This window comes from Nocardioides sp. AN3, assembly GCF_054653495.1.
This window is the reverse complement of record NZ_BAAIGC010000050.1, coordinates 1-23030: the sequence shown is the minus strand read 5'-3', so window position 1 is coordinate 23030 and position 23030 is coordinate 1. Positions and strand designations below refer to the sequence as shown.

The 23030-nt window shown below is 70.4% G+C and carries 24 protein-coding genes and 1 tRNA gene; 15 read left to right on the top strand and 10 right to left on the bottom strand.

The features are described 5' to 3' along the window. From ACYQ1K_RS26910 to ACYQ1K_RS26895, 4 genes are all read left to right on the top strand, one after another. Window positions 1-975 (top strand): APC family permease (locus ACYQ1K_RS26910; RefSeq protein WP_459986698.1); only part of this gene is annotated, 975 nt, incomplete at its 5' end. Window positions 976-1218: 243 nt separating this feature from the next. Continuing rightward, window positions 1219-1413, top strand: a complete 195-nt coding sequence (locus tag ACYQ1K_RS26905; protein WP_459986697.1) for a hypothetical protein — start codon at window positions 1219-1221, stop codon at window positions 1411-1413. Window positions 1414-1492: 79 nt separating this feature from the next. Further along, the gene (locus tag ACYQ1K_RS26900) at window positions 1493-1867 is read left to right on the top strand and encodes a hypothetical protein (protein ID WP_459986696.1); all 375 of its coding nucleotides are present in this window, start codon (window positions 1493-1495) and stop codon (window positions 1865-1867) included. Further along, window positions 1864-2007: an AraC family transcriptional regulator gene (locus ACYQ1K_RS26895; RefSeq protein WP_459986695.1), complete on the top strand. Its 144-nt coding sequence runs from the start codon at window positions 1864-1866 to the stop codon at window positions 2005-2007. The genes ACYQ1K_RS26900 and ACYQ1K_RS26895 overlap by 4 nt, the downstream gene beginning before the upstream one ends. Before the next feature lie 70 nt (window positions 2008-2077). Here the strand turns inward: ACYQ1K_RS26895 and ACYQ1K_RS26890 are convergent, their stop codons facing one another. Next, window positions 2078-2437 (bottom strand): ester cyclase, encoded by a 360-nt coding sequence (locus tag ACYQ1K_RS26890; protein ID WP_459986694.1) that lies wholly within the window; start codon window positions 2435-2437, stop codon window positions 2078-2080. A gap of 65 nt (window positions 2438-2502) precedes the next feature. Here ACYQ1K_RS26890 and ACYQ1K_RS26885 point away from each other — a divergent pair, with 65 nt between their 5' ends. Continuing rightward, the gene (locus tag ACYQ1K_RS26885; RefSeq protein WP_459986693.1) at window positions 2503-3009 is read left to right on the top strand and encodes an FAD-dependent oxidoreductase; all 507 of its coding nucleotides are present in this window, start codon (window positions 2503-2505) and stop codon (window positions 3007-3009) included. Between the two features lie 52 nt (window positions 3010-3061). Further along, the gene (locus ACYQ1K_RS26880; RefSeq protein ID WP_459986692.1) at window positions 3062-3463 is read left to right on the top strand and encodes an FAD-dependent oxidoreductase; all 402 of its coding nucleotides are present in this window, start codon (window positions 3062-3064) and stop codon (window positions 3461-3463) included. A gap of 73 nt (window positions 3464-3536) precedes the next feature. On the opposite strand, the gene ACYQ1K_RS26875 is transcribed toward ACYQ1K_RS26880, so the two are convergent. From ACYQ1K_RS26875 to ACYQ1K_RS26865, 3 genes are read right to left on the bottom strand one after another with little or no spacing between them, the layout of a single operon-like run. Next, entirely contained in the window at window positions 3537-4373 is an 837-nt protein-coding gene (locus ACYQ1K_RS26875; protein WP_459986691.1) for an FAS1-like dehydratase domain-containing protein, read from the bottom strand. Next, window positions 4370-5551 carry a CaiB/BaiF CoA transferase family protein gene (locus ACYQ1K_RS26870; RefSeq protein ID WP_459986690.1) on the bottom strand — a complete coding sequence of 394 codons (1182 nt, stop codon included), beginning with the start codon at window positions 5549-5551 and terminating at the stop codon, window positions 4370-4372. Before ACYQ1K_RS26870 ends, ACYQ1K_RS26875 begins: the two co-directional genes overlap by 4 nt. After that, entirely contained in the window at window positions 5544-6701 is a 1158-nt protein-coding gene (locus tag ACYQ1K_RS26865) for an acyl-CoA dehydrogenase family protein (protein WP_459986689.1), read from the bottom strand. The genes ACYQ1K_RS26870 and ACYQ1K_RS26865 overlap by 8 nt, the downstream gene beginning before the upstream one ends. Window positions 6702-6773: 72 nt before the next feature. Here ACYQ1K_RS26865 and ACYQ1K_RS26860 point away from each other — a divergent pair, with 72 nt between their 5' ends. Both ACYQ1K_RS26860 and ACYQ1K_RS26855 read left to right on the top strand, forming a co-directional pair. Next, window positions 6774-7421, top strand: coding sequence for a GntR family transcriptional regulator (locus tag ACYQ1K_RS26860; protein ID WP_459986688.1), 648 nt, complete (start codon window positions 6774-6776; stop codon window positions 7419-7421). Then, window positions 7418-8224: an HpcH/HpaI aldolase/citrate lyase family protein gene (locus ACYQ1K_RS26855; protein ID WP_459986687.1), complete on the top strand. Its 807-nt coding sequence runs from the start codon at window positions 7418-7420 to the stop codon at window positions 8222-8224. Before ACYQ1K_RS26860 ends, ACYQ1K_RS26855 begins: the two co-directional genes overlap by 4 nt. A gap of 715 nt (window positions 8225-8939) precedes the next feature. Here the strand turns inward: ACYQ1K_RS26855 and ACYQ1K_RS26850 are convergent. From ACYQ1K_RS26850 to ACYQ1K_RS26840, 3 genes are all read right to left on the bottom strand, one after another. Then, window positions 8940-9013: transfer RNA gene (locus ACYQ1K_RS26850), tRNA-Val, on the bottom strand. 178 nt (window positions 9014-9191) lie between these two features. Beyond that, the gene (locus ACYQ1K_RS26845) at window positions 9192-9656 is read right to left on the bottom strand and encodes a peroxiredoxin (protein WP_459986686.1); all 465 of its coding nucleotides are present in this window, start codon (window positions 9654-9656) and stop codon (window positions 9192-9194) included. Window positions 9657-9757: 101 nt separating this feature from the next. Then, window positions 9758-10171 carry a DUF3052 domain-containing protein gene (locus tag ACYQ1K_RS26840; protein WP_459986685.1) on the bottom strand — a complete coding sequence of 138 codons (414 nt, stop codon included), beginning with the start codon at window positions 10169-10171 and terminating at the stop codon, window positions 9758-9760. A 301-nt stretch (window positions 10172-10472) separates the two neighbouring features. Here ACYQ1K_RS26840 and aceE point away from each other — a divergent pair, with 301 nt between their 5' ends. Then, window positions 10473-13235: a pyruvate dehydrogenase (acetyl-transferring), homodimeric type gene (gene aceE, locus ACYQ1K_RS26835; protein WP_459986699.1), complete on the top strand. Its 2763-nt coding sequence runs from the start codon at window positions 10473-10475 to the stop codon at window positions 13233-13235. A 92-nt stretch (window positions 13236-13327) separates the two neighbouring features. On the opposite strand, the gene ACYQ1K_RS26830 is transcribed toward aceE, so the two are convergent. Continuing rightward, window positions 13328-14275 (bottom strand): alpha/beta fold hydrolase, encoded by a 948-nt coding sequence (locus tag ACYQ1K_RS26830; protein ID WP_459986684.1) that lies wholly within the window; start codon window positions 14273-14275, stop codon window positions 13328-13330. 104 nt (window positions 14276-14379) lie between these two features. Between ACYQ1K_RS26830 and ACYQ1K_RS26825 the strand changes: the two genes are divergently transcribed. From ACYQ1K_RS26825 to ACYQ1K_RS26800, 6 genes are all read left to right on the top strand, one after another. After that, on the top strand, window positions 14380-15603 hold the full coding sequence (locus ACYQ1K_RS26825; protein ID WP_459986683.1) for a PucR family transcriptional regulator: 1224 nt from the start codon (window positions 14380-14382) through the stop codon (window positions 15601-15603). Between the two features lie 124 nt (window positions 15604-15727). Continuing rightward, entirely contained in the window at window positions 15728-16921 is a 1194-nt protein-coding gene (locus ACYQ1K_RS26820; RefSeq protein ID WP_459986682.1) for an acyltransferase domain-containing protein, read from the top strand. Next, a complete protein-coding gene (locus ACYQ1K_RS26815) occupies window positions 16921-17916 on the top strand; it encodes a beta-ketoacyl-ACP synthase III (RefSeq protein WP_459986681.1) in 996 nt (331 codons plus the stop codon). Before ACYQ1K_RS26820 ends, ACYQ1K_RS26815 begins: the two co-directional genes overlap by 1 nt. A gap of 44 nt (window positions 17917-17960) precedes the next feature. Continuing rightward, window positions 17961-18212 (top strand): acyl carrier protein, encoded by a 252-nt coding sequence (locus ACYQ1K_RS26810; protein WP_459986680.1) that lies wholly within the window; start codon window positions 17961-17963, stop codon window positions 18210-18212. Between the two features lie 43 nt (window positions 18213-18255). Continuing rightward, entirely contained in the window at window positions 18256-19509 is a 1254-nt protein-coding gene (locus ACYQ1K_RS26805; protein ID WP_459986679.1) for a beta-ketoacyl-[acyl-carrier-protein] synthase family protein, read from the top strand. Beyond that, a complete protein-coding gene (locus ACYQ1K_RS26800; protein ID WP_459986678.1) occupies window positions 19506-20927 on the top strand; it encodes an acyl-CoA carboxylase subunit beta in 1422 nt (473 codons plus the stop codon). The genes ACYQ1K_RS26805 and ACYQ1K_RS26800 overlap by 4 nt, the downstream gene beginning before the upstream one ends. Before the next feature lie 368 nt (window positions 20928-21295). Here ACYQ1K_RS26800 and ACYQ1K_RS26795 read toward each other — a convergent pair whose 3' ends face one another. Both ACYQ1K_RS26795 and ACYQ1K_RS26790 read right to left on the bottom strand, forming a co-directional pair. Continuing rightward, window positions 21296-21826 (bottom strand): DUF3145 domain-containing protein, encoded by a 531-nt coding sequence (locus tag ACYQ1K_RS26795; protein WP_459986677.1) that lies wholly within the window; start codon window positions 21824-21826, stop codon window positions 21296-21298. Window positions 21827-21981: 155 nt separating this feature from the next. After that, window positions 21982-22797: a tetratricopeptide repeat protein gene (locus ACYQ1K_RS26790; protein ID WP_459986676.1), complete on the bottom strand. Its 816-nt coding sequence runs from the start codon at window positions 22795-22797 to the stop codon at window positions 21982-21984. Window positions 22798-23030: the final 233 nt, after the last annotated feature.

Genomic DNA, 23030 nt, shown 5'->3' with positions numbered 1-23030 from the left:
CTGTTCAACGTGGAGGTCTCCGCCAAGGTTCTGGGTGTGGCGATGCTGTGCGAGATCGCCGTCATTGCCATCTGGGACGCCCGCGTGTTCTGGGAAGGTGGACCTGATGGTGTCAGAGTCCCCATGTTCAACCACCTCTTCGACGGCTCTGTCGCCCTTGCCTTCCTCTTCATCGCCATGTGCATGACCGGATTCGAGTCGCTCCAGGTCTTTCGCGAGGAGACGCGAGACCCGGACCGCACCGTGCCGCGTGCGACGATCGTCGTCGTCGCCGCCCTGGCCGTCTTCTACGCGGTGTCGACCTACGCCTACATCGTGTCGGAGGGCTTCGGCTCCGGCCTGACCGAGGGCGCGGCGAACCCCACCGGAACCCTGCTCGCTTCCATGGATCGGTACGCCGGAGCTGTGCTCGCGGACGCCGCAAGCCTGCTGCTGATGACCAGCTCCTTCGCCTGCACGCTCGCGATCCAGAACATCACTGCCCGCTACCTTTACGCACTGGGTCGTGACCGGGTGGTGCCTGCCAGGCTGGGCAAGGTCAGTGAGCGGCACGGAAGCCCCCTCAACGCCAGCCTCGTGAGCGGCGCGCTGATCTGCATGGTGCTCCTGCTCCCCATGCTGGGCAAGGCGGACCCAATCAAGACCTACACGGTCCTGCTGGGCCTCGGCGGCTATGGGATCGTGCTTCTCTGGGCGGTGACGAGCGCGTCCGTGCTCGTGTTCTTTAAGCGGAACCCGGAGGAGCACGTGAGCAAGTGGAGCTCGACGATTGCGCCGGCCCTGTCGCTGTTGGGGCTGGGGACCATCCTGTGGCTCGCGACCAAGAACCTCGGCCTCCTTGTCGGCGACCTCGGAACCGCCCGAGTGATCCTCGTCTTCGCCGGCGGCGTCGCCGCGGTCGGGGGCGCCCTTGCACTCTGGTGGCGCGTGAGGAATCCAGCCGTCTACGAGACCATCGGACGTCAAGAGGCCTGACGCCTGTCCATCTTCGGGCACAGGCGCACCCTGAGATCGACGATTCGACGCCCGCGGAGAACGGAGACCGAGATGTCCACGAGCCGTCTCACCGCGCAGGAAGGCGCCGACTGTCGTGCGCAGAGCCCCTCGCCGTCGGCCCCCAGCGGCAGGGGCTCTGTCGGGGCGCACAGGGTCGCGCCGCACCGCGTCGAGGCACACAGCCCGCGCGAGTGGGCCGAGGTCATCCGCGATGTCTAAGGCGTGCTGGACGTCTTGGCCCGGACGCAGGAGCCGTTCCAGGGTGCCTTGATCCGGCGATCGCTCGACTGGCTCCAGACCGTCGAGCTCCGCATCAGTCCCCGGTCGTACCAGCGGACTGAGTCGCTGGCCAGGAGACATCCGTCCGAGGACCTGTTCATCACGATGATCGTCGAGGGCAGCGCCCGTACTCGGTGATCCTCGGCAGGTTCTCGCGCTTGATCGGATCGCGTGGCCGCAGCAGGGCGTAGGCCTCTCGCCGAGCGAGCGGCGGCAGGTGACGGCTCGGACCTTCAGCGCGAAGTCGCCGATGGGCGGTTGGCTCTCGCCTGCCTTGCTCGGCCTCCACGAGATGGAGGAGGGGGTCTCGGAGTCCGGTGCTGCTCGCATCGCCGACGGCATCGCCTACCTCCTGCTGACGGCGGCCCTCGAGCTCACGGACCCGTACGGTAGCGCTGACCGGTGGCGGCAGCAGTATGACGACATGCTCCGCTTCATCAGGCGCAACATCGACGATCCTGACTTGTCGACGGAGTCTCTCGTCGAGAACTTCTTCGTCTCCGCACGGTCGGTGCACCGCACGTTCGCCAGGCTCGGGACGACCCCGGCGGCGGTGATCAAGGACCTGCGACTGGGGAGGCCAGACGGATGATGATCTCGCGGGCTCACCGGACCCAGTCCGTCAGCTTCATCGCGAGCCAGCTGGGGTTCTCCACCCTGCAGGTGTTCAGTCGGGCGTTCACGGCGAAGTACGGCGTCGGCCCTCGTCGCTACCGGCTCGAGCACGCTTAGGCAGGGCTTGCGGCGTCCGGTCCGCTCGGCGCCAAGCCCGGACGTCGACGGGCGCGTGGCGCCCCGGCGCTCAGGTGATCTGTCGCAGGATGAGCCCGGTGTCGTATCCCATCGTCTCGTGGCGCATCTTGGTGTTGTCGTCGTTGAGCTGCATGACCACGATCGCCGGGTAGGACACCCGGCGTCCCGTCGGCGCCACGCCGAACAGCTCGCCGGTGTGGTCGCCGGAGATGTGAAGCAGCATGGTAGTGGCGTTCTGCGCGTCGAAAATGCCCTCGATGTCGATGCGCATGCTGGTCAGCGACCCGAAGTACGCCGTGCAGTACTCCCGCATCTGGGCTTGACCCTTGACGGTCTCGGTCGTGGTGAGGTCTGCAAGCTCGACGTCCTCGGTGAAGAGCGCGCAGATCTGGTCGACCAGCTGCTCCAAGCCCTCGGCGGTGGTGCAGTCGGCGGCGTTGATCAGCTCGAGCTCCCGCAGTAGGGGTCCACTCGGTGGTGTTGCTCGAGGGTTCCGACCGCCTCGGCGGCCGCATCTTCGCGCGCCCCTTCACAGGGCTACCCGACATCTCGGTCGACGACTTCTTCGCCCCGCTCGACCTGCCCGCTGCGACCCGCGACCTCCTCAACGCCATGGTCGTCGTCTACGGCGGCTGGAACCCCGGGGCCGTCTCGATCTTCAGCCTCCTGTCGCAGATCGCCGCCCTGGGGAACGACCCCTACGCGCTGCACGGGGCTCTCACCGAGCGCTTCGTGGGCGGCCTCCACATCCTGCTGGAGGCGATGGTCAGCGGCTCGGGGGTCGAGGTGCTCTTCCGGCATCGAGCGGTCGCGGTCGAGCGGAGCGCGACGGGTCTCACCGTGCGGGCCGCCAACGGTGTGTCGGTGGCCGCCCGTGAGTGCATCGTAGCGGTCCCGACGAACGTGATCAGGCACATCGACTTCATCCCCTCCGTGAGCCCAGAGAAGGTGAAGATGCTGGCGGAGAACCACCTGAGCTGAGCGGTCAAGTGCGCGATCAGGTTGCGCAACCTCCCTGCCCCGACCGTTCGCGATGGAAGGCCGCGGCTTCCACATGATCTGCTCCGGCAAGGAGCTGGGTGACGGCACCGAGATCGTGTACGGCTTTTCGAGCGAGTACCACATGGGCTTCGATCCGCGAGACCGTGAGGGGGTCCAGGGCTGGGTCCGTGAGTACTTCCCGCTCGCAGAGGGGGTGGACGTCGACTTCCACGACTTCGGTGCGGACCCGCTCTTCGACGGCACCGACCGCATCGACCGGCCGGGCGAGGCGTTCGACTTCCTCACTGTGATGAACGAGCCGGAGGACCGCATCGTCTTCGCTGGGACCGACGTCGACGACTCGGTCTGGCGTACCTGGATGGAGGGCGCGCTCAGCAGGTCCCGCAAAGCCGTCGGTGTCGTCACCGAGAGCATGCGCCGCCACGCGGCCTGACCGTGACCCTGCGCTGACCAGGCGCTGACCAGGCGCTGCGGCGCGTCCCTCCCCGACCGAGTGCCACCGCCCGTCAGCGCAAGACGGCGGTCGCGGTGAGGCAGGTGCGGGCGTCGGTCTCGGCGACGACCCCGAGGGTGTCGGCGCCGTCGGGTGTCACGGTGTAGGTCAGCGAGTGGTGGGCGTAGCAGGGCGAGACGAGGCGGTAGGTGTAGGCGGCCAGGTCGCGGCCCGTCTCGTGGAAGGCGGCCTCGGCGCCGAGGAGCGCGGTGAGCGGGCCGTGCACGAGGAGGCCGCGGTGTCCCTCGACGGTCCGCGCGTATTCGGCATCGTAGTGGATGCGGTGGGCGTTCGAGGTCAGTGAGCTGAACAGGAACAGGGCGCGCTCGTCGAGGGCACCCGGGGCGTGGTTCGGCACCGGTGCCGGAGGGACGGCCGGCGGTCCGTCGTCATCGGAGCGGTAGATGATGCTGCGTCGCTCGATGAAACGGTCCTCGCGGTCGACCCGCCAGCGGTGCTCCTCGGTCACGATCAGCAGGGCACCGTGGCTGCCCTGTTTCAGTCGCACGTCGGCGACCTGGACGGTGCGGCGTGCGGTCTCGCCGATCCGCAGCGGAGCCACGATCCGCGCCTCGCTTCCGCCGAACATGCGTCGTCGGTTCCGGATCGGGGGTAGCAGGCCCGAGGCCTGCGGGTGGCCGTCGGCGCCGAGTGCGGAGAGCCGCAGCGGCTCCCGCAGGAAGATCTCGTGCCACAACGGACGGATCGGCTCCCCCGGCAGCGGGGCGCGGGTGCCGAGCAGGTCGGCGAGGACCTCGGCCCGGTCGGCGTCGAGCTGTCCCTCGACCGCGACGGCTTCGGGTTCCCAGGTCGCGGCGACCTCGGTGATGTCGACCAGCTCGACGTTCACGACACAACCCTCCGTTCCTGGAGTCGGGTGATCTCACCCTCGGTCAGCCCCAGCTCGGCCAGGATGGCGGCGTTCGACGATCCGAGGGCCGGCACCGGGGCGATCACCGGGTCGAAGGCGTCGAAGGTCGCGGGTGGCAGGATCGATCGGATCGCACCAACCTCGGTGCCGACCTCGGCCCATCGGTGCCGGGCGAGCAGCTGGGGGTGGTCGACGACGTCGGTAAGCCGGCTGACTTGGGCGACGGGGACGTCGGCGCGGTTGAGGATCTCGAGCAGCTCGGCGGCCGTCATCCTCACGGTGGTGCGGGCGATCTCGCTGTCGACGTGCTCGCGGCGGGAGCAGCGTTCGATGTTGCGGGCGAGCGTGGTGTCCTGGGCGAGGTCGTCCCGGCCGAATGCTGTGGTGAGTGCCCGCCACTGCCGGTCGTTCTGGACGCCGATGAGGACCTTGCCGTCGCTTGTCGGATAGGCGTTGTAGGGCACGATGCTCGGATGGGCCAGGCCCGTGCGGGGCAGGTCGGCTCCGCCGTAGGTGGCCGCGTAGAGCGGGTGCTGGAGCCATTCCAGGAGTGCGTCGAACATCGACACGCCGATGTCCGATCCCTCCCCGGTCCGTGCTCGGCGGAGCAGGGCGCCGAGGATGGCGTTCGAGGTGAACATGCCGGCCGCGATGTCGGCGACCGGGATGCCGGCCTTGACGCCCTCCTCGGGGGTGCCGGTGACCGACACGAGTCCGCTCTCGGCCTGGACGAGCATGTCGAAGGCCTTGCGGTCTCGGTAGGGGCCGTCAGGGCCGTATCCGGTGATGGCGGCCGTGATCAGCTCCGGCCGGGTCACACGTAGCGTCGTGCCGTCCAGACCGAGCCGTTCCGCCGCCCCGGGCCCGAGGTTCTGCGCGAAGACGTCCGCCTTCTCGACGAGCCGGTGGAGGAGGGCACGGCCCTCCTCCTGCTTGAGGTCGAGGGCGACGGACTCCTTCGACCGGTTCAGCCAGACGAAGTGGCTGGAGAGGCCGTTCACGTGCCGGTCGTAGGCACGGGCGAAGTCGCCGCCGTCGACGCGCTCGACCTTGATGACGCGGGCGCCCAGGTCAGCCAGCAGGCGGGTGGCGAACGGCATCGCGACCGCTTGCTCGATGCTGACGACCGTGACGCCGTCCAGTGGCCGGTCAGGCACGGCCGCCTCCTGCGCGCGCCACCAACTGAGCGGCGATCACGTTCTTCTGGATCTCGTTCGTGCCCTCCCCCACGATCATCAGCGGCGCATCGCGGTAGAGCCGCTCGACGTCGTACTCGCGCGAGTAGCCGGCGCCACCGTGGACGCGGATCGCGTCGAGGGTGACCTCGGCCGCGATCTCGGAGGCGAAGAGCTTCGCCATCCCCGCCTCAAAGTCGCTGCGCTCGCCGCTGGCGTGCTTGTGCGCGGCGTCCATGACGAGGAGCCGCGCGGCCTGCACCTTCGTGGCCATGGTCGCCAGCAGGTGCCCGACGGCCTGGTGCCTCCAGATCGGCTTGCCGAACGACTCCCGGGTCTGGCTGTAGACGATGGCCTCATCGAGCGCCGCCTGGGCCACGCCGACGGCGCGAGCCGCGACCTGGATGCGGCCCACCTCAAGGCCCGCCATCATCTGACCCCAACCCTCACCGGCCGGGCCACCCAGGACGGCGTCCTCCGGGACGAAGGCGCCGTCGAAGGTCACCTCGCACGACTCGACACCGCGGTAGCCGAGTTTCGGCAACTTCGCACCCACGTGCACCCCGTCCCCGGGCTCGACGAGCAGGACCGAGATGCCGCGATGGCGGGGCTCGGCCTGCGGGTCGGTCTTGCACAGCGTCGCCAGGATGCCGGCGTGCTGGGCATTGGAGATCCACGTCTTCGCGCCGGTCAGCGAGAACCCGCCTGCCACGGGCTTGGCGACCGTGCGCATGGCCTGCAGGTCGCTGCCTCCGTCGGGTTCGGTAAGCACCATCGCCGCGCGCACAGCACCCGTGGCCATGTGAGGCAGCAGACGCTCACGCTGCGCCTCGGTGCCGAACCGGTGCACCATTGCGGAGATGACCGAGTGTCCGCCGATCGCGCCGGCCAGGCTCATCCACCCGCGGGCGAGCTCCATCGTGACCGCGGCGAAGGCGGGCGTGCCGAGCGCGATGCCGCCGTACTCCTCCGGCACCAGCATCCCGAAGAAGCCCATCTCCTTCATTGCCTCGATCAGCGGCTCGGGGTAGGCGTCCGCCTCCTCGAATCGGCGCACGTTCGGGCGCACGGCGTTGTCGACGAAGTCGGCGACCATCGCCACCAACTGCTGGTCGTCTTCGGACAGATACATGATCCACCGCTTTCATATACGATTATTTAATATCGTACATGCTTACTAGCATCGACACATGAGGTCGAGAACGTGACAAATCCCCCACGCGGCGAGGACGTGGTCCGCCGCGTCCGAGAGCAGATCGTCACCGGCCAGGTGCAGGCCGGCACCTTCCTGCGCCTCGAGCACCTCGCCGAGGAGATGGGCGTGAGCGTCACGCCCGTGCGCGAGGCGATGATGCAGTTGCGCAGCGAGGGCTTCGTCGAATGGCAGCCCCGACGCGGCTTCGTCGTGCTCCCCCTGACCCGCCGCGACATCGAGGACGTGTACCGCGTCCACGCCTTCGTCGCCGCCGACCTGGCCCGCAACGCCGTACGGCGGCTCCGCCCGGTCGACGTCGACCGGCTCGAGGAGCTCCAGGACCAGCTCGAGCAGGCTCACGCCCAGGGCGACGCCGACCAGGTCGAGCAGCTCAACCACCAGTTCCACCGCACCATCAACACCGCCGCGGACTCCCCACGCCTCGCCCACTTGCTGCGCACCTTCACCCAGTACGCGCCACGCCTGTTCTTCGCCGAGATCGCCGGTTGGCCCGAGGCGTCAGCCTCCGACCACCGCGCGATCATCGCCGCCATCCGCGCTCTCGACGAAGACGCCGCCGCGGCGGCGATAGACGCACACATCCGCCAAGCGGGCACCCTGCTCGCCGATCACATCGACAGAGGAACACGTCCATGACCGCCGACCCCACCGTCGCAACCACCTGGCTGTTCGTGCCCGCCTCGCGTCCCGACCGGTTCGACAAGGCATTGGCCAACGGCGCCGACGTCGTCATCATCGACCTGGAGGACGCCGTCGCTCCCGCGGACAAGGCCGCGGCCCGCGCGGCCGCCGCGACCTACCTCGCCACCGGCGCCCAGGTGGCCGTCCGCATCAACCCACCCGGAACCCCCTGGCACGACCGGGACCTCGACCTCGTGGCCACCCACCGGCCCACCGTGATCCTCCCCAAGGCCGAGGAAGCCGCTGCGGTCGCCGCCATCAGCGAACGCGCCCGCGCCGCCATGATCCCCCTCATCGAGTCCGCGCTCGGCACCCTGAACGCCCCCGCCATCGCCCGTACCTCCGGCGTGTGCCGCCTGGCACTCGGCAACGTCGACCTCGCCGCGCAGCTCGGCGTCAACCCCGCCGACCGGACCGCCCTGCAGTGGAGCCGGTCGATGCTGGTGACCGCCAGCGTCGCCGCCGGCATCGCCGCACCCATCGACGGCGTCACCCTCGACGTCACCGACAGCGACGCCGCGGCCGACGACGCCCGCCACGGTCACCGGCTCGGCTTCGGCGCCAAGCTCTGCATCCACCCCGCGCAGGTCGCCGCCGTGCGAACCGCCTTCGCCCCCTCCGAGGCCGATGTGGCCTGGGCCCAGCGGATCATCGAGGCGGCCGGCGCCATCGACGGCGTCGCCGTCGTCGACGGGGCCATGGTCGACCGGCCGGTCGTCCTCCGTGCCCAGTCCATCCTGGCCTCTACCCTCGACTGAGCGAGGGCACGCGACCGGACAGCAGGACCAAGCCAGGTGTCTGGTGGGCCGAAACCCGGCGAGGGCAACGAGACGCTCAGCCGAGCGATCGATCGCCAACCATGTCGGGTCGTAGCCGACGTCGATGCCGAGCCCGGATTCGTAGATCCTCGACCTTGATGCGACTGAAGGTGCGAGCCCGCAATCCTGAGAGTGTCGCGGCGAAGGCGGCGCCTTCAAGACTCACCTGAGCCGGGAACCGAGCGATTGTCTCAAGCGAGCGAACCAGCACGAAGTCCCACGGCTGACGCAGACCGCGCAGCTGGCGAACAGCAGAGCTCCTACGGTCACGCCGCCGGTCGCGAGCACCCGTCGTCGGGAGAGGCCCGTCGCGCTGAGGCGATCGGCGGGCTCCTGAGCACTGGTTGTTGAACCGTCATTCTTGTGCCCTTCGGAGAAGGACGACGTTCTCGCCCGGCTCGCGCATCGGACTGCCACGGACGAGGACGCGGTGACGGCCTTGATCTAGGACCGGGCGCGTGTTCACAACTTTCAGGGCATCGCAAACTGCCGGCGACACCCCGGTGGGACCAGACAGGCCACCCATCCTCCGACTGGCCACCGCTCGGGGAGACCGGCCGGCGGGATGGCACGGGTAGCACGTACGTAGCACGCCACCAGCAAGGCGATCCCGGAGATACATCGTCTTCCCAGGTAACGGTCCGATTTTAACTTGTGGGCGCAGAGGGGCTCGAACCCCCGACCGCCGGTTTGTAAGACCGGTGCTCTAACCAACTGAGCTATACGCCCGCGAAGCGCCGCACAGACTACGCGAGCGAGACGTTCACGGCGAACCGCCGTCCGGCGAACCCTCGACACACAAGTGTCGAGCCGCTGGCGTCTCGGGTCACCAGCGGCTCAACGAGAAGAACTCTACGAGATGCTCGGGCGTCGCGCACGGCGAACGCGGGAATCGACCCGCGGCGGTCTAGACGGCCGCGCGCAGCTGGCGCAGGTGCTCGGCGAGGTCGCGTCCGTCGGGGTTGGCGTTGTGCACCGACCAGCGCACGAGGCCGGCGGTGTCGATGACATAGGACGAGCGCCGCGCGGAGCCTCGGGTGCTGTCGAAGACGCCGTAGGCCTGCGCGACGGCGCCATGGGGCCAGAAGTCAGACAACAGCGGGAAGTTCAGCCCGTCGGCGTCGGCGAAGGCACGCAGCGCGAACACCGGGTCGGTCGAGATCCCCAGCACCTCGGTGTCGAAGGTGAGGAAGTCGTCGAGGTGGTCCCGGACCGACGCCATCTCACCTGTGCACACCCCGGAGAACGCCGCGGGATAGAAGAGCAGCAGGACCGCCTTGCTTCCGGCGTACGACGACAGCGTGACGTCCTGCCCGAACTGGTCGCGCAGCGTGAAGTCGGGTGCAGGTCCACCGACGGCCAGACCTGTCACCTGTGGCTCCTTCAGTCCTCGCTCGGGCAGCGCACGACGTCGCGCGGCGCTGGCTACAGCGCCCGATTGTCTCGCACGCGCTCCGCACGGGAGCGCGGGGGTCAGCCCGCGGACTTCGGCGCGACCAGCCTGGTCGCCGCCCAGTCCTTGCTGACGGTCGCGGTCGTGGTCTGCGAGAGGCCCGCGAGCGGCGCGGCCTCGGCGATGTCCGCCGGATCGACGGCACCCGAGCGCCCGACCTTCGGAGTCAGGAGCCAGATGGCCCCACCCCCCACGAGGTCGGTGATCGCGTCGACGAGGCCGTCCACGAGGTCGCCGTCGTCGTCGCGCCACCACAGCACCACGGCGTCCACGTCGTTGCCGTAGTCGCTGTCGACGAGGTCGCCGTCGATGGCGTCCTCGATCGCAACTCGCAGCTCGTCGTCGCTGTCACTGTCCCAGCCGAGTTCCTGGATGACCATGCCGGGCTTGAAGCCCAGCCGGTCCGCCGGCCCAGCGGCCGCGGTCGAGCCCACGTTCGTCCCACTCCTGATGTGTCGAGGTGCTGATCGGCTCCGTCGGCCATCTGGCACGCCGGAGTGGTGGATAGTCCAGCGGGTTTCGCGGATCGATGCAAGGTCTTGGCCTCGACACGCGGGAGCCGCCAGCGCAGAGAGCGCCCTGCTTCTCACCTGATGAAACGTTCGATCAGGTCAGCAGCCACATACTCTCGGGTAAGTTTGAGCGATTCCGAGGCCGTGACACGATGCGAGGGTGACCGAAGCCTCTACCCCTTCTTCAGGCACGTCCGGCACGCCGTCCACCACGACGACGTCAGTGCCCACCCCCACCCAGCCCACTGTCATCCACGAGGGCCTGCCGACCCAGCTGCCGGACATCGACCCGGAGGAGACACGTGACTGGATCGCGTCGTTCGACGCGATGGTCGACGAGCGGGGCCGCGACCGCGCCCGCTACGTCATGCTCCGGCTCCTGGAGCGCGCCCGCGAGATGCAGGTCGGCGTTCCGGCGCTGCGCAGCACCGACTACATCAACACGATCCCGCCCGAGCGGGAGCCGTGGTTCCCCGGCGACGAGGAGGTCGAGCGGCGCATCCGCGCGTTCATCCGCTGGAACGCCGCCGTCATGGTCTCGGGCGCGAACCGCAAGGGCCTGGAGGTCGGCGGACACATCGCGACCTACCAGTCCAGTGCCAGCCTCTACGAAGTCGGCTTCAACCACTTCTTCCGGGGCAAGGACCACCCGGGCGGCGGCGACCAGATCTACATCCAGGGACACGCCTCCCCCGGCATCTACAGCCGCGCCTTCCTCGAGGGCCGGCTGAGCGAGGAGCAGATGTTCCGGTTCCGGCAGGAGGTCCAGCACGGACCTCACGCCGGACTGTCGTCCTACCCGCACCCGCGGCTCATGCCCGACTTCTGGGAGTTCCCGACGGTCTCCATGGGCCTCACGGGCATCAACTCGATCTACCAGGCGCGGTTCAACCGCTACCTGCACAACCGCGGCATCAAGGACACCAGCCAGCAGCGCGTCTGGGCCTTCCTCGGCGACGGCGAGATGGCCGAGCCCGAGTCGCTGGGCGCGATCCGCATCGCCGCGCGCGAGGAGCTCGACAACCTCACCTGGGTCATCAACTGCAACCTCCAGCAGCTCGACGGCCCGGTCACCGGCAACGGCAAGATCATGCAGGAGCTGGAGTCGAACTTCCGCGGCGCCGGCTGGAACGTCATCAAGGTCGTCTGGGGCCGCGAGTGGGACAGCCTGCTCGCCCGCGATGTCGATGGCGTCCTGGTCAACCGCATGAACACCACCCCCGACGGCGCCTTCCAGACCTACTCGGTCGAGTCCGGTGAGTACATCCGCAACAGCTTCTTCGGTGGCGACCCGCGGCTGCGACAGATGGTCGAGCACATGACCGACGAGCAGATCCGCAAGCTTCCGCGCGGCGGCCACGACTACCGCAAGGTCTACGCGGCGTTCGACTCGGCGACCAAGCACGCGGGCCAGCCGACGGTGATCCTGGCCAAGACCATCAAGGGCTGGACGATCGACGCCCTCGAGGGCAAGAACGCCACCCACCAGATGAAGAAGCTGACGATGGCGGACCTGAAGCGGTTCCGCGACCGGCTCTACCTCCCGATCTCCGACCGCGACCTCGAGGAGACCTACGAGCGCACCGGCGCCGCTCCCCTGTTCCACCCCGGCGCTCAGGCCCCCGAGATCGAGTACATGCTCGAGCGCCGCCGGCAGCTCGGCGGCTCGCTGCCCAAGCGCGTCGTGCGCTCCAAGCCGCTTGCGCTCCCGGGCGAGGAGATGTACGCCGACCTCAAGAAGGGCTCCGGCAACAACAAGATCGCCACGACGATGGCGGTCGTGCGTCAGCTGCGGGACTGGATGAAGGACGCCGAGATCGGGCCGCGCATCGTCCCGATCGCGCCCGACGAGTACCGCACCTTCGGCATGGACTCGATGTTCCCGTCCGCCAAGGTCTACAACCCGGCCGGCCAGCAGTACGAGTCGGTCGACCGCAAGTTGTTGCTCTCCTACAAGGAGTCGCAGTCGGGCCAGATGCTCCACGAGGGCATCTCGGAGGCCGGTGCGATGGCGTCGGCGATCGCGGCCGGGTCGGCGTACTCGACCCACGGCGAGCCGATGATCCCCTTCTACATCTTCTACTCCATGTTCGGGTTCCAGCGCACCGGCGACTCGATCTGGGCCATGGCCGATCAGCTCTCGCGCGGCTTCCTGATCGGCGCCACCGCCGGTCGCACCACGCTGACCGGTGAGGGCCTGCAGCACGCCGACGGCCACTCGCCGCTCCTGGCCGCCACCAACCCGGCGGTCGTGCACTACGACCCCGCGTTCGCCTACGAGGTCGCGCACATCATGCAGCGGGGCCTCGAGCGGATGTACGGCACCGGCGGGCCCAACGGCGCCGGCGAGGACCTCATCTACTACGTGACGGTCTACAACGAGCCGGTCGCGCAGCCGGCCGAGCCCGAGAGCGTCGACGTCGAGGGCATCCTCAAGGGTCTGCACGAGGTGGCGCGCGCCGAGGGCGATGGCCCCCGGGTGCGGCTGCTCGCCTCCGGCGTCGGCTACCCGTGGATCGACGAGGCCGCCCGCCTGCTCCGCGAGGAGTGGGGCGTCCAGGCCGACCTGTGGTCGGTCACCTCGTGGAACGAGCTGGCCCGCGACGCCGTCGCGACCGAGCAGTGGAACCTCAACCACCCGAGCGAGCCCGGCCGCACGGCGTATGTCACCGACCGGCTCTCCGGCTCGACCGGCCCGGTCATCGCCGTCTCGGACTACATGCGGGCCGTCCCGCTGCAGATCGCCCGCTGGGTCCCAGAGGACTACCGCGTCCTCGGCGCCGACGGCTTCGGCTTCGCCGACACCCGTCCCGCCGCGCGCCGGTTCTTCCAGATCGACGCGCAGTCCGTCGTCGTCCAGGCCCTCCAGGCCCTGGCCGACGCCGGCCAGATCGACCCCAGCCTGGTCGAGAAGGCCTTCACGACCTACCGGATCGACGACCCGACCGCGACCCAGGGCGTGAAGCAGGAGGGCGGCGACGCCTGATCCGTCGGTGACCGGTCGCACATGACCGCGGGGCGGGCCCCGAGTTTCAAGACTCGGCGCCCGCCCCGCGGTCATGTGCGACCGCTCACCGATCAGGCCAGCTCTGAGGCCGGCTCCACGGAGCTGAGGTGCGCGGGGCCGCCGTTCTTGAGCAGCTGCCGCCAGCGGGCGCGGGAGTACGTCGCAGGAGCCGTGGAGCGGATGAACTGGTCCAGCAGCTCGGCGAACGCCTCGGGATGATCCTTGTGCGGGAAGTGGCCGCAGTCCTCCATGACCGTCACCTGCGCGCTGGGCGCGATCTCGCGGACGATCTCGGCGTGGCTGGCCGGCAGCACCCGGTCATCGGCGCCCCAGACGACGCACAGCGGCATCGCGGCGGTCAGGTAGGCCCGGTCGCGCATCGTCACGGTCTGCCCGCTCCAGTCGATGACGCCGGTGACGAGCTTGTGGACGGCGTACCGCTTGCCGGGCTCCTTGAAGGAGTCCAGGATCTCCGCGACCTCGTCGAGGTCGCGCAGGCCGCGCGGACCGAAGCGGCTGAGCGACCGCAGCGCGGCGACGTTGAGGTGCCGCACCCCGGGGAGCGTGAGTGCGCGCAGCACCAGCTCGTAGCCAGGCAGCCCGAGCGCGCGGATCAGCGCGGTCACCTCGGGGCCGAGGCCGCCGGGGTCGACCAGGACGAGCCGCTCGGTGCGCTCGGGATACTGGTAGGCGAACTGCATCGCCACGGCGCCACCGAAGCTGTGGCCGACGACCGACACGGTGTCGATGCCCAGCACGGTCAGCAGGTCGCGCATGCCGTTGGCGTAGCCACCGGGGCTGTAGTCACCGCGCGGCTTGTCGGACTCACCGTGGCCGAGGAGGTCGGGGGCGACCAGCGTGTAGCGCCGCGCCAAACGGCTCCACACCGGGTCCCAGGTGTGCCGGTCGCGGCCCAGCCCGTGCAGGAGGAGCAGCACGGGCGCGGTGCCGATCTTGCGGCCGCCCAGTGCGTAGGCGCGCCGATGACCGTGGATCATCACCGTCTGCGTCACCGGCATCTCGCTCCTCCTCTCACCGTGGAGGTACCCAAAGCCAGGAAACCCACAGATCGACGATTCAACCATCTCATGTGCGCACAATCCCCCAATGCGAGGATGGGGCCGTGACGGCGACCACTCCGCCCGTGCGCGGCGACGAGGAGCCCGCGGCTCGCGCACGGCGCCTGCGCAGTGCGGAGGCCCTCCAGCGGGCCACCGGTCGGCTGGCGACGGCGGCCACGGCACGCATGGACACGGCGGTGCCGTGGTTCCGCGAGCTCACGGCCGAGGACCGCTCCTGGGTGGGCCTCATCGTGCAGGCGGGCATCAGGGGCTTCACGCAGTGGTACGGCGGCATCAGCTCCGACCGCGTCGAGGGCGCCGAGCTGGCGGCGTCGGTCTTCGGCGCCGCTCCGCGTGCTCTGGCCGGCATCATCACGCTGCGCCAGACCGTGGACCTGATCCGGCTCTCCATCGAGGTGGTCGAGGAGAACGTCGACGACCTGGTCGAGCCGGACGATGCACCGGACGTGCATCGGGCCGTCTCCCGCTACGCCCGCGAGGTGGCCTTCGCGACCGCCGAGGTCTACGCACGCGCCGCCGAGCAGCGGGGCGCGTGGGACGCCCGGCTGGAGGCACTCGTCGTCGACGCCGTGCTGCGCGCCGAGACCGACGAGTCGCTGCTCTCCCGCGCGAGCGCCCTGGGGTGGGGCGGCCGCCGCTCGCTCACGGTCGTGCTCGGCCCGGCGCCCGCCCGCCGCACCGAGACGGACGTCTTCGACGACGTGCGGCGCCTGGCCCGGGCGGCCGGCCTCGACGCGCTGTGCGCGATCCAGGGTGAGCTGCTCGTCGTCGTGCTCGGCGGCAGCGCCGACGCCCGTGCCGCGGCGGCGACGGTCGCGGAGCTCTTCGCTCCGGGCCCGGTCGTCGCCGGACCGGTCGCCGACGACCTGGCCAGTGCCCACATCTCGGCGCGCGCCGCCCTGGCCGGACATCGCGCAGCGGACGGCTGGCCGGACGCGCCGCGTCCCGTCCTCAGCAGCGATCTCCTCCCCGAGCGCGCGCTGGCTCGCGACGACGACGCCACCGAGCACCTGGTGGAGCACGTCTACGGTCCTCTGGCGCACGCCCGGGCGACGCTCATCGAGACGCTGACGGCCTACTTCGCGGCCGGCGGCTCGCTCGAGGCGGCCGCGCGCGAGCTCTTCGTTCACCCCAACACCATCCGTTACCGGTTGCGGCAGGTCGCCGACCTCACGGGCTACACCGCCACCCGCCCGCGTGACGCCCTCACGTTGCAGGTGGCGCTGATTCTCGGGCGCCAGGCGGCCGGGGAACAGCGATCGTGACAAGGGTCATGCGCGCTCTTCGACACACCGCGGTCGAATTGTAGGAACCCTCCAAAGATCCCCCGCCGACTTTCGTGCGCGCCGGACACGTCGGACCCGTCGGTAGCCAGGCAGGGTTGGTCCCGTGCTCGTCATCGTCGCCCCCGGCCAGGGGGCCCAGACCGCCGGATTCCTGACGCCCTGGCTCGAGGACCCGGCCTTCACCGCCCGTTTTGAATGGCTCGCCACCGTCGCCGGCCTCGATCTCGTCCACTACGGCACCCAGGCCGACGACGACACGATCCGCGACACGCAGATCGCGCAGCCCCTCCTGGTCGCGACCGGCCTCGTCGCCGCGCTGCAGCTGTTCCCGCACCCCGCCGACGCGTTCTCCCGCATCGGGGCGGTCGCCGGCCACAGCGTCGGCGAGCTGACCGCCGCCGCCGGCGCCCGCGCCATCACGGCGGAGCAGGCGATGGTGCTCGTGCGCGAGCGCGGCAAGGCGATGGCCACCGCGGCGGCGGCCACCCCGACCGGCATGACCGCCGTCCTCGGCGGCGACCGCGACGACGTGCTCGCCACGCTCGAGCGCCACGGGCTGACCGCAGCCAACGACAACGGGCCCGGCCAGATCGTCGCAGCCGGCACCCTCGAGCAGCTCGACGCGTTGAAGGCGGACCCGCCGACCAAGGCGCGCCTGGCTCCGCTGAGCGTCGCGGGGGCGTTCCACACCGAGCACATGGCGCCCGCCGTCGGCCACCTCGCGAGCCTCGCCCGCTCGGTGTCCGTGCACGACCCGCGCACCCGCGTGATCTCCAACAAGGACGGGCAGGTCGTCCACTCGGGTGCCGAGGTGCTGCGCCGGATCGTCGGCCAGATCGCCAGCCCCGTCCGCTGGGACCTCTGCCTGGAGACGATGTCCGACCTCGGCGTGACCGGCATCCTCGAGATGCCGCCGGCCGGCACGCTCACCGGCATCGCCAAGCGTGCACTGAAGGGCGTCGAGACCTTCGCACTCAAGACGCCGGACCAGCTCGACGACGCCCGTGCCTTCTGCGAGAAGCACGGTGAGGACGGCGCGTCGGGTGTCCTCGAGACGTCGCCGACGTGGCGGATGGTCGTCTCGCCGTCGAAGGGCACGTTCCACCTCGCCGAGGCGGCCACCGGCGTCACGGTGCTCTCTCCCGGCGCGTCGATCGGCGACATCGTGAGCCTGCGCGACCGCATCGCCGTGACTGCCGCTCACGGCGGGCAGGTCGTCGAGTGGCTCGTCGAGGACGGCGACCTGGTCTCCCCCGGCCAGCCGCTCGTGCGCCTGCACCCGGAGGGAGTGGCCTGATGGCCAGGCTCCTCGCCCCGACGGGCGCCGCGCACGCCCGGCTCCTCGGAGTCGGCGCCTACCGCCCCTCCCGCGTCGTCCCCAACAGCGAGATCGTCGACGCGATCGACTCCAGTGACGAGTGGATCCGCACCCGCTCGGGCATCATCGAGCGCCGCTGGGCCACCCCTGAGGAGACCGTCCAGGTGATGTCGGTCGCGGCCGCGCGCGACGCGCTGGCCGACGCCGGCGTGGACGCCCAGCAGATCGACTGCGTCATCGTCGCGACCGTCAGCCACCTCTCCCAGACGCCCGCGGTCGCCACGCTGATCGCCCACGAGCTCGGCACCGAGCAGGCAGCGGCCTTCGACATCTCCGCCGCGTGTGCCGGCTTCTGCCACGGCGTCGCGATGGCCTCCGACTTCGTCCGCGGCGGCAGCGCACGCCACGTCCTCGTCATCGGCGTGGAGCGGCTCTCCGACATCACCGACCGGACCGACCGCGGCACGGCCTTCATCTTCGCCGACGGCGCCGGCGCCGTCGTCGTGGGCCCGAGCGAGCAGCCGGGCATCGGTCCGGTCGTGTGGGGCTCCGACGGGGAGCGCGCCGACCTCATCGCCCAGAGCGAGCTGTGGCCGGAGGCGCTCGCGAGCGGCAAGATGCCGAGCCTCGCGATGCAGGGCAACCCGGTCTTCCGCTGGGCCTCCTTCGCGATGGCGAAGGTCGGCCTGGAGGCGCTCGACCGCGCCGGCATCACAGTGGACGAGCTCGACTGCTTCGTGCCGCACCAGGCCAACATGCGCATCGTCGACGCGCTGGCCCGGTCGATGAAGCTCCCCGAGAGTGTGCGGATCGCGCGCGACATCGCCGAGATGGGCAATACTTCTGCCGCCTCGATCCCGCTCGCACTCGAGCGGATGAAGCGTGAGGGCGAGGCCCAGAGCGGCGACACCGCCCTGTTCATCGCCTTCGGTGCCGGCCTGGCGTACGCCGCTCAGGTCGTCATCGTCCCTTGATCCACCCCACCCCGAGCACGAGCTCACCACCCGAAAGGAACACCATGCCCAGCACCGAAGAGATCCGCGCCGACCTCGCCGAGATCGTGAACGAGGTCGCCGGCATCGACGTCGACGACGTGCAGCTGGACAAGTCCTTCGTCGAGGACCTCGACGTCGACTCGCTCTCCATGGTCGAGGTCGTCGTGGCCGCCGAGGAGAAGTTCGGCGTGTCGATCCCCGATGACGAGGTGAAGAACCTCAAGACCGTCGGTGACGCCGTCTCGTTCATCGAGCGCGCCTCCGCGAACGCCTGATCACAGGCATCACCAGCACATCCCCTTCGAACACAAGGTCGCCATGAGTCGCACACGTGTCGTCGTCACCGGGCTGGGCACCACCAGCCCCGTCGGCGGAGACGTCCCCAGCACCTGGGACGCCCTGGTCGCCGGCCGCTCCGGAGTCCGCGCCCTCACCGAGGACTGGGCCGAAGGCCTCCCGGTGCGGATTGCGGGCCGCGTCGCCGTCGAGCCCAGCGAGGTCCTCGACCGGGTCAAGGCCCGCCGGCTGGACCGCTCCGCCCAGTTCGCCATGGTCGCCGCGGCGGAGGCCTGGCAGGACGCCGGGTTCACCGGCACGGCCTCCGAGGTCGGACTGGACGGCGACCGTGTCGGCGTCGCGATGGCCTCCGGCATCGGCGGTGTGACCACGCTGCTGGAGAACTACGACACGCTGCTCGCGAAGGGGCCGCGTCGGGTGTCGCCTCTGGCGGTGCCGATGCTCATGCCGAACGCACCGGCCGCCAACATCAGCCTGTACGTCGGCGCGCGGGCCGCGGTCAACACCCCGGTCTCGGCCTGCGCGTCCGGCAACGAGGCGATCGCACTCGCGGTCGACCAGATCCGGCTCGGCCGGGCCGACGTGGTCGTCGCCGGCGGCACCGAGGCCTCGATCCACCCGCTGCCCATGGCGGCGTTCGCCAACATGATGGCGCTGTCCAAGAACCCGGGTGACCCGACGACGGTGAGTCGCCCCTGGGACACGGCCCGCGACGGCTTCGTGCTCGGTGAGGGCTCGGGCGTCCTCGTGCTCGAGCGGCTCGAGCACGCCCAGGCACGTGGTGCCCGGATCTACGCCGAGGTCCTGGGCGCCGGCATCACCGCCGACTCCCACGACATCGCCCAGCCGGACCCGGCTGGCCGCGGCGGCTCCCGTGCGATCCTGCGCGCCCTGGCCGAGTCGGAGATCTCGCCCGAGGACATCGCACACGTCAACGCGCACGCCACGTCGACGCCGCAGGGCGACATCGCTGAGGGTCTCATGCTGCACGCCACGCTCGGCGCGCACGCGACCGACGTGGTCGTCACCAGCACCAAGTCCATGACCGGCCACCTGCTCGGCGGCGCCGGTGCCCTCGAGGCGATCGCCACCGTGCTCGCGCTGCACCACCGGATCTCCCCGCCGACCATCAACCTCGACAACCAGGACCCGGCCGTCGAGCTCGACATCGCCACGAAGCCGCGGGACCTGCCGCTCGGCGACATCGCGGCGCTGAACAACTCCTTCGGCTTCGGCGGTGCCAATGTCGCCGTGGCCTTCGGGACCCTCGCATGACCGCCGTTCAGGAGAAGCCGGCCCGGGTCGACGACCCGCGCTACCCGCTGACCCGGCTCACCGCCCTCCTGGACGAGGGCAGCCTCGAGCTCGTCTCGCCGCTGGACGACTCGGGCATGGTCGCGGCACGGGGCACGGTGGACGGCTCGCCCGTGGTCGCGTTCTGCTCCGACGCCACCGTGATGGGCGGCGCGATGGGCGACGAGGGCTGCCGCGTGGTGGTCGACGCCTACCACCTGGCGCTCACCGACCGCGTCCCGATCATCGGCCTGTGGCACTCGGGTGGCGCTCGGCTGGCCGAGGGCGTGCTGTCACTGCACGCGGTCGGCCGGATCTTCCAGGTCATGACGCAAGCCTCGGGCATCATCCCCCAGATCTCGGTCGTCCTCGGTCCCGCCGCCGGCGGTGCGGCCTACGGACCGGCACTCACCGACGTGGTCATCCTCGGTCCTGAGGGACGCATCTTCGTGACCGGTCCCGACGTCGTCCGCTCCGTGACGGGCGAGGACGTCGACATGCTGCGTCTGGGCGGCCCCGAGCCGCACGGTCGCCGCTCCGGCGTCGTGCACATCCTGGCCGAGACCGAGCGCGACGCGCTCGACCGGGCGCGCACGGTCGCGAACCTGCTCGGCGCCCAGGGCAGCCTCCACCTCGACCGAGTGGAGGACCTCGACCTCGAGGCGGTTCTGCCCGAGTCGAAGAAGCGGGCCTACGACGTGCACCCGCTCGTCGAGCGTCTGCTCGACGAGGGCACGGTGCAGGAGCTGCACGCCCGCTGGGCGCCCAACATCGTGACCGCGCTCGGTCGCCTCGGCGGTCGGACCGTCGGCGTGGTCGCCAACAACCCACTGCGCCTCGGCGGCTGCCTCGACTCGCTCTCGGCCGAGAAGGCGTCCCGATTCGTCCGCATGTGCGACGCGTTCGGCGTCCCTCTCGTGGTCGTCGTGGACGTCCCCGGCTACCTTCCCGGCGTCGGGCAGGAGTGGGACGGCGTCGTACGCCGCGGAGCCAAGCTCCTGCATGCGTTCGGCGAGTGCGTGGTCCCCCGGGTGACGCTGGTGACCCGGAAGACCTACGGCGGCGCCTACATCGCCATGAACGCCCGCTCGCTCGGGGCCACCAAGGTCTTCGCATGGCCGGGGGCCGAGGTCGCCGTCATGGGCGCGGTCGCGGCCGTCCGGATCCTGCACCGCCGCAAGCTCGCCGACGTCGCCCCCGACATCCGGGGACAGGTCGAGGCCGAGCTGGCCGCGGAGCACGAGCGGATCGCCGGCGGCGTCGAGAAGGCCGTCGAGATCGGGGTCGTCGACGAGGTCGTCTCCCCCGACGCGACGCGCCGCCGGATCGCTCAGGCGATCCACGACGCGGTGCAGGCCGGCGGCGTTCACCGCGGGCAGCACGGCAACATCCCGCTCTGACCAGCTCCCTCAAGACCTGCGCCCACCCGGACTCTTCGCCCCGACGCGCCGTCCCGTGACCCATCACGCGGCGGCGCGTTGGACGCGGTGTGAGGCGATCACATCCACCCAGTGCCTGTGCGCCGTGCTGATGTCGACCGGCCTCGTGACGGGGCTGCTCAGTGCCCTGCCGGCGCCGGCCTCGGCGGGGGGTGGCCCAAGCCTCCGACGTGATGCTGTCGGGCGCGGACGCCACGACCGGCACGAAGCGATTCCAGCTCTGCGCGAGCAACACGGCGGCGCCCGGTCGAGGCGGCTCCACACACCCCACGCACGCCGCGCCGCTCGTCGCGCGTGCCGATGAGTGCGGCGCTGAATCTGTCGGCGCGTCAGACGACCTGGTGCAGCCAGCGCACCGGAGCGCCGTCACCGGCGTGCCGGAACGTCTCCAGCTCGTCGTCCCACTGCTTGCCGAGCAGCTTGTCGATCTCGACGAGCAGCGTGGTGTCCCCCAGGGCCGCCTTCACGACCGCGGCCTTGAGCCGGTCCTCCGGGATCATGATGTCGCCGTGCAGGCCCGTCACGGCGTGGAAGACGCCGAGCTCAGGCGTGTAGGAGTAGCGCGCGCCCTCGGAGCCGGAGGTGGCCTCCTCGGTGATCTCGAACCTCAGATGCTTCCACCCCTTGAGCGCGGACGCGACTGCGGCAGCCGAGCCGACGGAGCCCGTCCAGGAGAGCTCGGCACGATACGTGCCGGCCTGGGCAGGCTGCGGGGTCCAGTCCAGGTTGACGGCGACACCGAGCACGCCGCCGACGGCCCATTCGACGTGCGGGCACAACGCCGACGGCGCCGAGTGCACGTAGAGCACGCCTCGGGTGGCGGGCCGCGAGGCGCTGGACGTGGTGGTGTAAGCGGTCACCGTGGTCTCTCCTTCGTTCCGGCGTGGAGCTTCGCCTTCCCCAGCGGACTCCGTGGGAACGAGCCGGACTACGGCCGCTCAATCACAGGTATGTAGTTATCGCTCACATTGTGACGCATGTGAGGCGTGAGCACCAGCGGCACACGCCGGAGGAGTCACTCGCGCGTCGCCTCGAGCGCCGCCGCGCGGTCCGCGGCGTCGGTCAGCTCGTCGGCGTCGATGGCGAAGGTGCGGTGGAACCACGTCAGCGCGTCGTTGGACCGACCGGCTGCCTCCAGGGTGTCGGCGTAGGCATAGCGCAGCCGCACGACCCAGGACGCCCGGCTCTTGCTCATCAAGGGCGCCTGCTCGAGGACACGGAGGGCCGCGTCGAACTGACCCATGTCACGCCGAGCGCCGGCCTCGACGATCGTCATCTCGGCCTTCGCCTCCGGCGCGAAGTTGACGACCGACGGGCTGTGCGCGAGCTTGATCGCCTGCTCCGGCTGACCCAGCGCGCGGTGGCAGTCCGCCATGATCGGCAGGTATGCCGTCGCGCCGTTCATCCGCTTCGCCGCCCGCAGCTCCGCCAGTGCCTCGGCGTAGTGTCCAGCGGCATACGCCGCCTCCCCGAGCGCCTCCCGCACCACCGCAAGCCGCTGCGCACGGCTCTTGGCCGCCTTCGCGTGCTGGTAGGCCTGCTCGGGGTCGGAGTCGATGAGCGCTCCGGCAGCCGCGAGATGGCGCGCGACGCGCGCTGCGAGCTTCTCAGGCAGGCCCTTGAGCTGGATCGCCACCGAGCGGTCCAGCTCCTTGCCCGTCACCCACTCCGGCAGCTCGGGGCCGTCGTAGGCCTTCTGGTCCGCGGTGCGCGGGGCCTGCTCACGCCGGTCGGGGCGCGCAGCAGACGTGCCGCCGGCCGGACGCCGACCCCCGGGCGATCCGTTCCCCGCGGCAGGACGCTTGCCTCCCCCAGCACGCGGGGCGCCCATGCCGCCCTTGGGGGCGGGGCGACCTTGGCGCGGCGCGTCGGAACCTCGTTCGGAAGAGGAACCGCCACGGCTCGACCCGGTCCGCCCCGTGCTGGGCCGTCCTGCCCCAGTGCGCCCTGCGCCAGCGCCCTTGGACGGGCGCCCCGAGCGTCGCTCCTCAGCCACGGCTGGTCCTCTCTTCTGCTGATATGTCCGAAATACAGCGTAGGGGCCGCCCGAAAAGGCAGCCCCTA

Excerpts from the sequence above, each read along its gene's own strand:
- ACYQ1K_RS26805 (WP_459986679.1), top strand. The coding sequence starts at position 18,256 with ATGAGTCGCACACGTGTCGTCGTCACCGGGCTGGGCACCACCAGCCCC.
- ACYQ1K_RS26855 (WP_459986687.1), top strand. The coding sequence starts at position 7,418 with ATGACCGCCGACCCCACCGTCGCAACCACCTGGCTGTTCGTGCCCGCC.
- ACYQ1K_RS26830 (WP_459986684.1), bottom strand. The coding sequence starts at position 14,275 with ATGCCGGTGACGCAGACGGTGATGATCCACGGTCATCGGCGCGCCTAC.
- ACYQ1K_RS26800 (WP_459986678.1), top strand. The coding sequence starts at position 19,506 with ATGACCGCCGTTCAGGAGAAGCCGGCCCGGGTCGACGACCCGCGCTAC.
- ACYQ1K_RS26810 (WP_459986680.1), top strand. The coding sequence starts at position 17,961 with ATGCCCAGCACCGAAGAGATCCGCGCCGACCTCGCCGAGATCGTGAAC.
- ACYQ1K_RS26865 (WP_459986689.1), bottom strand. The coding sequence starts at position 6,701 with ATGTATCTGTCCGAAGACGACCAGCAGTTGGTGGCGATGGTCGCCGAC.
- ACYQ1K_RS26815 (WP_459986681.1), top strand. The coding sequence starts at position 16,921 with ATGGCCAGGCTCCTCGCCCCGACGGGCGCCGCGCACGCCCGGCTCCTC.
- ACYQ1K_RS26895 (WP_459986695.1), top strand. The coding sequence starts at position 1,864 with ATGATGATCTCGCGGGCTCACCGGACCCAGTCCGTCAGCTTCATCGCG.
- ACYQ1K_RS26790 (WP_459986676.1), bottom strand. The coding sequence starts at position 22,797 with ATGGGCGCCCCGCGTGCTGGGGGAGGCAAGCGTCCTGCCGCGGGGAAC.
- ACYQ1K_RS26880 (WP_459986692.1), top strand. The coding sequence starts at position 3,062 with ATGGAAGGCCGCGGCTTCCACATGATCTGCTCCGGCAAGGAGCTGGGT.